This is a genomic window from Pandoraea apista, assembly GCF_001465595.2.
Lineage (GTDB): Bacteria > Pseudomonadota > Gammaproteobacteria > Burkholderiales > Burkholderiaceae > Pandoraea > Pandoraea apista.
The window spans coordinates 5,440,722-5,452,400 of the sequence record NZ_CP013481.2; the positions used below are offsets into that span (position 1 = coordinate 5,440,722).

Sequence of the window (11,679 nt, forward strand, 5' to 3'; positions counted from 1 at the left end):
GTTCCGCGCGAATGGACACATCACTTGTTCGGTCATATGCACCGGTCAGATCAAACTGCGAAGAGAAGTTGTGCCGCGCCTTGATAGCCGACGTACAGGCCGACCAGAACGATCAGCCCACCCGAAAAGTAGGGCGCCTTGCGCGCGAACTCGCCGAAGCCGCTCCACCGGCGCGACATGTGCCGAACGCTCAGCGCCGCCAGCGTGCCGGACGCGACCATCGTGATCGCCAGACCCATGCTGAAACACAGCACGAGCCCAGCGCCCAGCGCAAAACGCTTGAGTTGCAGGCACAGCAGCAAGACAGTGATCGAGGCCGGGCACGGCACCAGGCCTCCCGTCAGGCCGAATACGACGATCTGACCGGTCGTGACGTCGCGCCCCGTGAAGCGCTTTCGGATATCGCGGGCATGCGCGCGCTCGTGAGCGTCTCGATAGCCCTCGCAAGACAGGTCGATGGCACGCGCGTGCTGAGCCTGTGATGCGTGCGCATGGTCGTGATCGTGGCTGTGGCTGTGGCTGTGGCTGTGGCTGTGGCTGTGGCTGTGGCTGTGCTCATGGTCATGCGCCCGCGTGTTGTCGCGCCATGTCCGCCACAGCATCCAGCCTGCGACAGCCAGAATCAAGGCGCCCGAGGCGAGCTGGAAGTACGGCTCGAAGGCGCCGGTATCCCAGTTGCGTCCGAAATACATCCCGGCCAATGCAACCAGCCACACCACGGCGGTATGCGACGCCGTCGCCGACAAACCCAGCAGAACGGCCTGTCCCACCGTGCCGCGAATGGCGACGATGAACGCCGCCATCATCGTCTTGGAATGCCCTGGTTCCAACCCGTGCAGGGCGCCGAGCAAGATGGCGCTGGGGATGAATAGCCAGGCGTTGCCTTGCTGAAGCAGCGTCGAGAACTCAGTCATGAGGCAATGCTCGATCGGTCGAATGTTGAACCCGGAATATACTACCCCCCAGTATATTCGTGTTAACATTTTTCACCCGTTGACGTCACAGCCAGGAGCGCGCCAGACCGTGCATACCATTCGAGACAAGAGCAAACTGCTGGCACGTGTGCGTCGCATTCAAGGACAGGCGCAGGCATTGGAGCGTCAATTGAATGAAGAGAGCGACTGTGTCGAGATCCTCCAGCAGATCGCCGCCATTCGCGGCGCGGTCAACGGTCTGATGGGCGCTGTCATCGAAGGTCATCTCGTCGATCACCTTGTCAACGAGCCCGGACAGGCAAACCGGGAAGCCGAGCTGGCGCCGGTGCTTCATGTCATCAAGGCTTATCTGAAATAACTGCCCCCAACTGATTGCCGGAGTAGCACGTGATGCTGTCCCTTCGTTTGCGCTGGTATGCCCTGGAAACGTCGCGAGTCTTGCGCAGGCATTGGCAAGTGCTTTGCCTGACGCTCATGCTGGTGCTCCCGTCGATGCCGGTTTTTGCGCAGGCGCGAATACTCGGGGCGCCAGTGCTCGCTGCACTCGCTCCCGCGCGCAGCGCCGAGTGGCAATTCCTTTGGGTACACGCGCTCGAAGCCGTTGGCGTGCTGTGGGTCCTCGCTCAGCGACGCGCCATCTCCGGCGGCGCCTTCGCCACTTTCGTCCGATCGTTGCCCATTCCCGCATGGCGTCGGCGTGGTGTCGATGCGGCGCTCGTCGCGCTCGCAAGCACACCGCTATTGCTCAGCGTTGCAGCGGCATTCGTCGCGCTGGCGTTCACGCCTGATAACGGTAGCCATTACCTCTACGTGCTTGATCTGACGCTTATCACCCTCGGCGCACAATTGGCCGCGCTGAACCGGCAACTGCGAAGCGCCGCGCCCCTTGTCATGGCCAACATGTTGCTAGTAGCAGGGTTACAAACGTCGGGTTCGCTATCGCTGTCGATGCTCGCCGGCGCGCTGGGCATTTCGGTGTGGACGTTGAGTCGTGCACCTGCCGTTTCGGCGGCGCACCGAGGGCGCTCCGTCGCATGGCGCGTCCCTTCCATGGCGACGGGCTCGCATGGTTTGCGTCGCTTGCTGCCTGCCGTTGGGCGGGTGCAGATCGGGATTCTGCGCGCGCATGCGAGCACGGTCGCCGCCCGGGCAATGCTGATGGCCGCGACGGCTGCATCTACGTGCTATCTGTCCGCACTCTGGGATTTCGACGTCCGGGCGACGGGGCTCGTTGTCATCACACAGGCGGTGATACTCGTCGTCGCCGCCCTGCATTTTCGCGAGTTGCGTCAGGCTCACCTCAGGGCAGCACACTTCACGCGCTCGCTGCCCATCCGCCCCCTCCGGCAAACACTCGCCGACATCGCGACGGTACTCTGTATCGCGGCGCCGTTTGGGGTCGCCGGTCCCCTCTCTCTCGTGATGAACGACGCGATGTCGAGCTGGCAAGCGTCGTCACTCTTACTCGCCGGCGCGCCGCTCGTGGCACTGCTGCACTTGCCGCAGCGATGGGTTCCACGGCAGTCCGTGTTGCTTGGCGCAACCCTTGCCGCGCTGTGGGTCGCCACCGTCTGGCAATACTTCGTTCACTGATTTCCGTTCACTCATGCTCCGCTTCGAGAATCTCACCAAACGCTTCGGCACCCGTACCCTCTTCGAGAACCTGCACTTCGATGCCCAGGCGGGTTGCGTGGCGCTGAGCGACGAAAACGGCAGCGGCAAATCCACTTTGCTCGGCATGCTGGCGGGCACCCTCGAAGCAGACGATGGCGACATCTGGCTCGACGGGCATTCCTTGCGAGACGCGCCGCTGGCCGCGAAGGCCGCGCTCGCCTATGTCCCCGACGATTGCCTCGCGTACCCGTTTCAGACAGGGCGCGCGCTACTTGATCTCGTGGCGTCCGCCAAGAAGACGAGGGTTGACGCCAGCGTGCTCGACCTGGCCCACCGCTTCGGATTGGCACCGCACATGGAGAAGCGCTTCGAGCAGATGTCGCTGGGCACACGCCGCAAATTCTTCCTGAGCGCCACCTTGATCGGCGCGCCGCGCGTGATCATCGCGGACGAACCCGGCAACGGTCTCGACGCCGCCGCACGCGCGGTCCTCATCGACTTGTTCACCACGCTGGGCAAAGACCGGTGCGTCTTCTTTTCCAGCCACGACCCGGAGCTCACGCGCGCCTGTCACGCCACCACGGTCGGCTTCGCCGACCTCGGCCAGCGCCCCGCTAGCTGAGACCATCGCGCTTCGCATACGCTGCACGGCATACCTGTGCCATCATCCGTCTATCGTTTCGATCACGGGAGACGGTTATGAGCGGCAAATGGTTTTCGAAGTTCTCGAGCTACCTTTCCACCATCACCGGCCGGCCGATTTCGTTCGTGCTGGCCGTCGCACTGGTCCTGATCTGGGCGGCGACCGGCCCGCTATTCCATTACAGCGATACGTGGCAGTTGGTCATCAACACCTCAACTACCATCGTCACGTTTCTGATGGTCTTCCTCATTCAGAACACGCAGAACCGCGACACGGCGGCCATGCAGATCAAACTCGACGAGTTGATCCGCGCGATGGAAGGCGCCCACAACGCGCTGCTCGATCTGGAAGAACTCGATGAGAAGGAACTGACCCGCTTCCGCAAGCGGTACGAAAGCCTTGCCGAGGCGGCGCGCGTTGCGTTGAAAAAGGGCGATGTCGATACGGATTCCCCGTTCGTCGGCGGCGACGACGGCATCGCTCACGGCAACGCGCATAAAGATGACAAGGACAAGTCGTGATGCCCGGCGTCATTCATCGCGCCCTCCCCCCGCCACGCCATGCCATACCGCGACAGTTCATCATGCGTCGAAACATTCCCTTAACAGTCGCCCCTAGACTCTGGCCATCGTCGTCACCGGCTGGAAATCGATGGATACCGACTGCACAGTGCCCGGCAATGAGCGCGCCGCCCCCTTGCTATACGACGTATCCGACGCGAAACGGATACTAAACGCGACGTGCATCAGCTATGTCGTCGTTCTGCTCGATACGTCGATCGTCAACGTGGCGCTTGAACCGCTCGCGCTTGCCTTCGACGTGCAACTGACCGGGCTGCAATGGGTGGTGAGCGCCTACACGCTGATGTTCGCGAGCCTGCTACTCACCGGTGGCACCCTCGGAGACCGATGGGGTGCAAAGCGGGGCTATCTCGCCGGTCTCATGATCTTCATGATGGCGTCGCTGGGTTGCGCGCTCGCGCTTTCGCCGTCGATGCTCGTTGCTGCGCGCGCGCTTCAGGGCATTGGCGCCGCGCTGCTCGTACCGTGCTCGCTCAAGCTCATTCATCAGGCGACCCCCGATCCCGCCGAGCGTGCGCGAGCCATCGGGCGATGGGTCGGATTGGGCGGCGTGGCACTTGCCGCCGGTCCGCTCGTTGGAGGTGCGCTGATTCACTGGCTAGGGTGGCGCAGCATCTTCTTTGTGAACGTCCCGGTCTGCCTCGTTGGCATGACGATGGCATGGAGGATCGCCGCCGCGCGGCGAACGCCATCCAGCGCCCATCGTGTCGATCTGGCCGGGCTGCTGGCGGGCATGGTCGCTCTGGCCACGCTGATCGGCGTGCTCATCGAGGGCCGCATTCTCGGCTGGACATCTGCGTGGATCGTCGGCGGTACCGTCGTATCGGTTCTCGCATGGTTTGCGCTCGTGCACATCGAGGCGCGCCATCCCTGTCCGATGCTGCCGTTGCCGATGTTCCGAAGCGGTGTGTTCACCGGTTCGACGGCCGCATCGATGGCGTCTGCTTTTGTGTTCTACGGTCTGCTGTTTGTCGTGAGCCTGCACTTCCAGCAGATGCGCGGATACCGCCCACTGGAAACCGGCATGGCGCTGCTGCCGATGACCGCCATGGTCGCCGTCGGCAGTTTGTTGGCGGGGCGCCTTTTGGATCGATTCGGCCCGCTATGGCCGATGCTTTGGGCGTTCGCCGCTTACGCCGCCGGAGCACTCGGGCTGGCATTCGTCACGGCCAATGTGCCGTATGCATTTGCGGTATTGCCAATGCTTGCCATCGGAGCGGCGTCCGGCATTGTTTCGCCCATTGCAACAGCACCCGCCTTGCAGACGGTCGCCCCGTCGCGGGCAGGCGTGGCAGCGGCCGTGCTGAACACCGCGAGACAAGCGGGCGCCGCGCTCGGTGTCGCCATCTTCGGTTCGCTCGTGGGCGTCATGCCGGCAACGGAAGCTGGCCTGCGTCCCGCACTGGCACTGGCTGCCGGGGTCAGTCTTGCCGTGGTGCCGGTGTGGCGGCTGGCGTTGCGCCGACAGGGCGAGGCTTCGTGAGAACGGCGTAGGCAGCCGAGCCAGCAGGGGGCGGGAAGGGGGATCGAAAAGCCGATACGGGGCCGTTGAAACACGACGCATGTGCATTGATCTGTGCTCATTAAAGTTACTGTCCCGGCGCGCCGTAAGCGCAGAGAGTAGAGCAGCAATGTCTCGATGCGATGGCACCGGCAGTACCGCCTGAGCGGTCAATCCCCCCACTCAACGGCTCGCGCGCGAGCCTACCGATGAAAGCCCATGAAAGTCACTTCGTTGCGAACCCGGATTCTGCTCATTGCCTGCCTCACGGTGGTGGGCGCCCTGATTCTCTCTGGCATCACGACCTACGTGATCGTGCGCGACAGCATGATGTCGAGCATTGCGCACACGCTCTCGGCCGTTGCCAACGGCAATGCCAGCGCCATCGAGCGCTGGTCGGCCGACAAGGCGCAGGCGGTCGTGGCGACGTCGCAGGTCGTCGAGAAGGGAGACCCGGCCGGGCTGGTGAAGCTCATGGGCAAGACCAACGATTTCCCGATCACGAGCATCGGCTGGTCGGACAAGACCTTCTTCTCGACCGCGCCCACCCCGGCGGACTACGATCCTACCGCCCGGCCCTGGTACAAAAGCGCGGTCGCCGCAGGCAAGCTGACCGTCACCAAGCCGTATGGCGATTCGTCGACGGGTATTCCTTACGTGGCCTTCACCGCGCCGCTCGTGCGTGACGGCCAGACCACCGGCGCCATCAGCGGCGCCGTGGCGCTCACCGGCGTGCAGGACATCATCAAGGCGGTGCACCCCACGCCGTCGAGCCTCGCGCTGGTCGTGGCGAGCGACGGGCAGGTGATTGCCCACCCGGACAACAAGTTCTCTCTCAAGCCGTCGACGGAAGTCGCCGCCGCGCTTACCGCCGATTCGTTGCCGGGCATGGCCGCCGACGGCGCCGCACCGGTCGCCATGGAACTCGCCGGCGCGCCGAAGTTGCTCAAGGCCAAGCGCATTCCGGGTACGGACTGGTATCTCGTGGTCGCCCTCGACCGCGCGGAAGCCACTGCCGGCCTGACCCATGTGCTGGGCGCGACGGTCATCACGCTGATCGTGCTGACGCTGATCTCGCTGGCGATTGCCTCGATCTTCACGTCGCGCGCCTTCAAGCGCCTGTCGACCGTGCGCGACGCCATGGACACCATCGGTTCGGGCGACGGCGACATGACGCAACGCCTCGACGTCGTCGGTCACGACGAAGTGGCGCAAATCTCGAAGTCGTTCAATGCGTTCGTCGACAAGATCAGTTCGGTGATGCTCGATGTACGCGCCGGGGTGTCGTCGATGACATCGGCCACCAGCGAGATCGAGATGGGCAATCGCGATCTGTCGCAGCGCACGGAAGCGTCGGCGGGGTCGTTGCAGGAAACGTCGTCTGCGCTCACCGAACTGACCTCCAGCGTCAAGCAGACGGCCGACACCGCCGAGCACGCCACGCGTCTGGCTAACGACGCGAGCGCCGCTGCTGCGCGCGGGGGTCAGGTCGTAACCGATGCGGTCGGCACGATGGCGGCGATCACGCAGTCGTCGGAGCGCATCACGGAGATCATCGGCGTGATCGACGGCATTGCGTTCCAGACCAACATTCTTGCGCTCAACGCCGCGGTGGAAGCCGCACGCGCGGGCGAGCAGGGACGCGGTTTCGCCGTGGTGGCGGGCGAGGTGCGCACGCTGGCCCAGCGCAGCGCCGCCGCGGCGCAGGAAATCAAGGCCCTCATCGAGACGTCGGTACACAACGTGAAGAGCGGCACGGAGCGCGTGCAGGCGGCAGGCACGACGATGAACGAGATCGTCGATGGGATTACGCGCGTGCAGCGTCTGGTAAGCGAGATCCACGGCGCGATGACCGAGCAGAGCGCGGGGATCAGCCAGATCGACCGCTCAGTCTCGGAAATGGACCAGGCGACGCAGCAGAACGCGGCACTGGTGGAGGAGTCTGCTGCTGCGTCGGCGATGTTGAGCGAGCAGGCCCGCATGCTCGCCGAAACCGTGGCGCGCTTCCGTCTGCGCGAAGGGCATCGCAGCGACTCGCACGGCGTTGGCGCGCCGCAATCGCCGTCGCTGTCGGTAGTCGGATCGGCGCGGCGCCTGGCCGCCTGAGGGCTGAGCCGGCATTGGGCGAGGGCGATATTGTGTACGGGAAATGGGCTTCGCAGCCATCGGGGCGCTTCGTGCGCGGAGCATTCACAAAATCCGAATTTCCCGTTACAATCGCCGTCCCTTGCCCAGGTGGCGGAATTGGTAGACGCACTATCTTGAGGGGGTAGCGCCGAGAGGCGTGCGGGTTCGAGTCCCGCCCTGGGCACCACAAGCGCTATGTTCATTAGCGCTTCTTCAGCGACTTGGCGTAATTTTGGCGTAGCCGCCCGCAGTCCGCCTATCTGTGCGCAGGTTGGCTAAATCGACTCCGGCCGCGCGGCTTGCCCGCCACCCCAGCGCCGACATGCCGTCAGCAGCCCTTCACTTTGCGTCCGATGGTTTGGAGTAGGGCTTCATAAACGTTGCCTTTGTGTAAGCCAGTCTGAAACCGGCCCGCTCCGTGTTTCGCGCACTTACGTTTTGCGCCCGCGCGGTAATGCTTGCCAAGGTGCAACCCGCCTCCCGCGCCGCAGACAATCTCGCGCGGATCAACGCAAGTTGAATACCTCGGCCACGATAGGCAGGGTGCGTGCTGGCAATGTAGAGATGCGCGATCTTACCCATTGGACTGGCAATAACGCTCATCCCTGCGGTACCCGCAATGTGCCCGTCGAGCGTGGCGGCAAAGCGCGTGGTATCCGTTCGTGCGGCAGCGATCAGGGCAAGCGCTTCCAGGAGGGCTCGCGGCCGGGGCTTCGCCTGCATTTCGAATCCCGCCACGGAATGCGAGACAAACGTGTTCGCCGCAACGGATCGGCCGGTCGCGATCTCTATGCCGTCGGGCGGCAGAATTTCAACGTCATCGTCCCTCAGTTCACGGACATAAGTATTGCTGAACGCGTTGACCACGTATCCGCGCGCCGATAAAACAGCAAGCGTGGAAGGGGTGGCGTGGGGGCACACGTCGATCTCGACATCGAGCGCTCGCGCATGGTATTGCGCCTCAAGTTGCTCGATCGCTTCATCGCTGACCGCGACGCCCATACCAAGACCGGTAACGTGATTCAGTTTCCGTCCAAAGGCAGGGTCGGTGAACGCGGCGATCCCCCCGCAGACGTTAAATGTGCAAACGTCTTTTCGCTTCGTGATGTCACGCAACGTTGCCACCTGTTGAGCTAAATGCTGCGCCTCAACAAATTCCAAAGTGTGGGCGATTTCAGGGCCAGTCAGAATCATTGCGATCGCATCCGGGAAAGTCTGAAGCTCCGATGTTCGCCCCGCGGGCGCATGTGTACGGCGATGTAATGCGCTGAAATATACAGATCGTGGGCATCCACCATTTGGTGGATGCTGCTCACAACAACGGTTGTCTATATTTTGCTTGAAGCGCGCGCGTCCTGTCTGGCAAAGGCAGCCCAGACCGCTACGAAAGCAAGCGTCACGGCACGCAATACGTGCCCGATAGCCGTCCAGCCAATGCACGAAAGGAAATTACGGCCCCAGTTATCCAGCGCTTGAATTCGGAGAATCGATATCGTGAGAATCTCAAAACTGCTGCCAAGTCCCCGCACGCGCGAATGGCACGAGATTGCGCGCTACGTGGCCATTGTCATTGCCTTCGGCACGACGAGTTTGAGTGCGAACGCGGAATTCTATGCGTGGCGCGTCGGGACAACAAGTTACCGGACGGGCACTGCGCAAATGGAGTACCAAGTCGTATGGTCGGTCGGGCAAAACCGAGACCAGGCGATTCAGAATCTGAACAAGACGACATGGATCGGGCCGCCGGTAGCACGAGTCGGCGGAGGGCAGACGCTGGACGAACTCACGAAGTGCCAAACGGCCGGGTACTTTGCCGTGATTCTGACAAGCCAGGCGCCGGCTGGAGCATGTGGAAAGTCCAGCAGAGCGGCTGCCTATAAGGCAGCGTTGAAGTCTTGCCAAAGCAAAGCCGATTGCACCTTCACCGCAAGCCCGAACCTTCAGATTATTTCTGGATTCGATTCCGGTAAATATGCGGGTCCGAACCTTGCACCCAATCAGCAAATGAGCTTCCGATATCTGGGCGAACGCGTGGAAGAATGCGGGTTCAGTTTTATGACCGGGCGCAATGATCAATGCAGGGACACGACAAGCGGTAGTGCGGTAGTAACACCGTTCGATCCCCAGAGTTTCTTAGCAAAATACAAATAGCCGTACGAGAGCACGCTCGCTTCTGTCTGGAGGGCTCATGCCACGACCCGCATGGAAGTCGTTATTCGCCGCCGTGTTTTTTCTTCCCGGCACGGTGTTCTGCGCAGAGGCATCGCACTCCGCAAGCTGCGAGGAGACATATTTGAAAGTCCCGTGTGATAACCACGGTGCATACACCTGCCGTCAAAAGTACCGCGAGTTAGCCTCGTGTCAGCAGGCCGAGCGCCGCGAACGCGAAGAGAAGCAACGGCAAGCAAAAGCGAAATCCGCAGATGCGAACGAACAGGCGGTGCAACTTGTTAACAAAGCCAACAGCAAATTGCGAACCCCGTCCGGGGACCACGCACCGGCAGGAGTCGTCTCTCCACGGTTGAACGATCACACCAGTGCCCCGCGAGAAGGCGGCCAATCGTTCTAGTGCGGATGTCGCCGATCGCGCAGCGTTGGCTGTCCTCCACGCGTACCTCGAAACTGGAACGCCGCAAGTCATTTAATTTTGGAGCCCATGTCACATGAATGCACATCTGTTGCGAATATTAGCCGCGTTGATTCTGGTTGCCGGATTCGGCTTGTCCAGCCAAGCTTGGGCCGGGGTCACTTACGGCGTCGATGACGCGCGCATTCTTTCGCAGATGGATCAAGGTTGCACCAGCCCCAACTGCGAAAGAAATTCCATTCTTCCCATCACGAACAGTACGGGTGAAGCGGCTGTATGCATTCAGCCCGGCACCGAAAGTGCGAGCTATACGTACACCGGCTCGAACCAATTGGTACTCGTCTACGGTTATCACAACGCCTGCGGATTCGTCTCCTTCGTCTGGGTCAAGCATCAGGGGCAATGGCATAACGCCGGCCTGGCACAGCCGCGTCAGAATGTTGCCGTAGGAATCGTTTTTGACACGCCGCAAGGCAACCCGCCCAACGTCATCATGTTTTGCCGTACTGCCGGGGCGCCACGCGACGATCTGCATTGCCAGTGAAAATACGTGATGCACTAATTGCTATTTGACGTCATCGGACAACCTTGTTTATCGCCGCTCTTGTGAGCGGTTTTTTGCCCGTTGCGAGCATTCCTGAATTCGGATTTGCTGTTTTCACAGGCATAGAACGACGAATCTCCGGGAGTCCATATGCCCAATATGCCCAGACGCGCTTTGCTTACCCTGCTGTTGTGGACCTCTGCGGTCTGCGCGCAAACACCGGCCTGTGTCGGGTCTGCCGCTCCCCCCTATCAAGGGCCGCTCTTTGACGCGATGGCGCAGACCGACCAGTGGCTTGACATCGACTCCGCAGTGGCGACTGCGAAACGCAACGGCGTAACCGGCATTGCGCTGTTCGCCCGTGTGCATAAGAAGCAGGACGGGCGCTCGCTGGTTAATCACGCGGCCGAGAAAAACCCGGGCTTCATCCTTGTGGGCGCGCCCAAGCTGTTCGACATGCGCGGCGACCTGGATAACAGTTACGTATCCGACGTCTTGAAAGGCGTCGACGCGCACCGATACGCGTTCGTCGGCGAGATTCTGTACACCCACGGAGACAAATCTGGCGGCGAGGTCACCGCCAGCGGGGAGCGCTATATCGACCCCACCCGCGCCGGTACTTCCAAGCTCATCAGCGGTTTGCAGGGCAAGTCGGTACCCGTGATGACGCATTGGGAGGTCTACGACTGGGAGCGCGACCGGCCGTTGTTCGACAAGCTTTACAGCACCTACCCGGATCAGGTCTTCGTCTGGCCGCACCTGGGATTCGCCGACGCCCAGCAAGCCACGGCAATGCTCTCCGCCCATCCAAACGTCTGGGCGACACTATCGAAGAAGGAAAAGGCGGGCGAGAATCTTGCCGACAGCGACAAGGAAGACGATATTGGTCCTCCCGTCATCGATGCTTGCGGCGTACTGCAACCCGATTGGAAGGCGATCATGATCCGCTTCCAAGACCGGCTGCTGTTCGCGACCGACGCGCATAAAGCCGGTCGCTGGTCACGCTACGCCGATATCGTCACTCGCTGGCGCGCGATCCTGGGACAACTGCCGCCGGACGTCGCCGAGGAAATTGCTTACCGGAATGCAGCGAAGCTGTACGGCGTCACGCCCGGCTCGGCAACACCGGCCCAAGCGCTGCACTGAG

11 protein-coding genes and 1 tRNA gene are annotated in these 11,679 nt (G+C 62.0%); 10 read left to right on the forward strand and 2 right to left on the reverse strand.

All coding sequences use genetic code 11. From position 1 onward, the window contains the following. Positions 1-50: 50 nt before the first annotated feature. Positions 51-914, reverse strand: coding sequence for a nickel/cobalt efflux protein RcnA (locus AT395_RS24585; RefSeq protein WP_048628425.1), 864 nt, complete (start codon positions 912-914; stop codon positions 51-53). Positions 915-1,023: 109 nt separating this feature from the next. Between AT395_RS24585 and AT395_RS24590 the strand changes: the two genes are divergently transcribed. The 7 genes from AT395_RS24590 to AT395_RS24620 all read left to right on the forward strand — a co-directional run bounded on the left by AT395_RS24590 (position 1,024) and on the right by AT395_RS24620 (position 7,588). Further along, complete coding sequence (locus AT395_RS24590) at positions 1,024-1,293, forward strand: metal/formaldehyde-sensitive transcriptional repressor (protein WP_048628424.1); 270 nt, start codon at positions 1,024-1,026, stop codon at positions 1,291-1,293. Positions 1,294-1,325: 32 nt separating this feature from the next. Beyond that, positions 1,326-2,528 (forward strand): hypothetical protein, encoded by a 1,203-nt coding sequence (locus tag AT395_RS24595; protein WP_042113756.1) that lies wholly within the window; start codon positions 1,326-1,328, stop codon positions 2,526-2,528. Positions 2,529-2,541: 13 nt separating this feature from the next. Continuing rightward, complete coding sequence (locus AT395_RS24600) at positions 2,542-3,171, forward strand: ABC transporter ATP-binding protein (RefSeq protein WP_048628423.1); 630 nt, start codon at positions 2,542-2,544, stop codon at positions 3,169-3,171. Between the two features lie 77 nt (positions 3,172-3,248). Next, on the forward strand, positions 3,249-3,713 hold the full coding sequence (locus AT395_RS24605; protein ID WP_042113753.1) for a low affinity iron permease family protein: 465 nt from the start codon (positions 3,249-3,251) through the stop codon (positions 3,711-3,713). 130 nt (positions 3,714-3,843) lie between these two features. After that, positions 3,844-5,256, forward strand: coding sequence for an MFS transporter (locus AT395_RS24610; protein ID WP_082164718.1), 1,413 nt, complete (start codon positions 3,844-3,846; stop codon positions 5,254-5,256). A 237-nt stretch (positions 5,257-5,493) separates the two neighbouring features. Continuing rightward, positions 5,494-7,380, forward strand: a complete 1,887-nt coding sequence (locus tag AT395_RS24615) for a methyl-accepting chemotaxis protein (protein ID WP_042113752.1) — start codon at positions 5,494-5,496, stop codon at positions 7,378-7,380. A gap of 123 nt (positions 7,381-7,503) precedes the next feature. After that, positions 7,504-7,588 (forward strand) — tRNA-Leu (locus AT395_RS24620). Positions 7,589-7,740: 152 nt separating this feature from the next. On the opposite strand, the gene AT395_RS24625 is transcribed toward AT395_RS24620, so the two are convergent. Next, on the reverse strand, positions 7,741-8,595 hold the full coding sequence (locus tag AT395_RS24625; RefSeq protein WP_048628422.1) for a GNAT family N-acetyltransferase: 855 nt from the start codon (positions 8,593-8,595) through the stop codon (positions 7,741-7,743). Positions 8,596-8,895: 300 nt separating this feature from the next. Between AT395_RS24625 and AT395_RS24630 the strand changes: the two genes are divergently transcribed. The 3 genes from AT395_RS24630 (at position 8,896) to AT395_RS24640 (ending at position 11,678) form a co-directional block, all read left to right on the forward strand. Further along, complete coding sequence (locus AT395_RS24630) at positions 8,896-9,552, forward strand: hypothetical protein (protein ID WP_072632912.1); 657 nt, start codon at positions 8,896-8,898, stop codon at positions 9,550-9,552. Between the two features lie 512 nt (positions 9,553-10,064). Beyond that, complete coding sequence (locus AT395_RS24635) at positions 10,065-10,532, forward strand: hypothetical protein (RefSeq protein ID WP_042113747.1); 468 nt, start codon at positions 10,065-10,067, stop codon at positions 10,530-10,532. A 150-nt stretch (positions 10,533-10,682) separates the two neighbouring features. Then, positions 10,683-11,678: an amidohydrolase family protein gene (locus AT395_RS24640; RefSeq protein ID WP_082164717.1), complete on the forward strand. Its 996-nt coding sequence runs from the start codon at positions 10,683-10,685 to the stop codon at positions 11,676-11,678. Position 11,679 lies beyond the last annotated feature (1 nt).

Coding starts and splice junctions, on each gene's coding strand:
- AT395_RS24635 (WP_042113747.1), top strand. CDS start 10,065: ATGAATGCACATCTGTTGCGAATATTAGCCGCGTTGATTCTGGTTGCC.
- AT395_RS24625 (WP_048628422.1), bottom strand. CDS start 8,595: ATGATTCTGACTGGCCCTGAAATCGCCCACACTTTGGAATTTGTTGAG.
- AT395_RS24600 (WP_048628423.1), top strand. CDS start 2,542: ATGCTCCGCTTCGAGAATCTCACCAAACGCTTCGGCACCCGTACCCTC.
- AT395_RS24585 (WP_048628425.1), bottom strand. CDS start 914: ATGACTGAGTTCTCGACGCTGCTTCAGCAAGGCAACGCCTGGCTATTC.
- AT395_RS24615 (WP_042113752.1), top strand. CDS start 5,494: ATGAAAGTCACTTCGTTGCGAACCCGGATTCTGCTCATTGCCTGCCTC.
- AT395_RS24605 (WP_042113753.1), top strand. CDS start 3,249: ATGAGCGGCAAATGGTTTTCGAAGTTCTCGAGCTACCTTTCCACCATC.
- AT395_RS24610 (WP_082164718.1), top strand. CDS start 3,844: ATGGATACCGACTGCACAGTGCCCGGCAATGAGCGCGCCGCCCCCTTG.
- AT395_RS24640 (WP_082164717.1), top strand. CDS start 10,683: ATGCCCAATATGCCCAGACGCGCTTTGCTTACCCTGCTGTTGTGGACC.
- AT395_RS24595 (WP_042113756.1), top strand. CDS start 1,326: ATGCTGTCCCTTCGTTTGCGCTGGTATGCCCTGGAAACGTCGCGAGTC.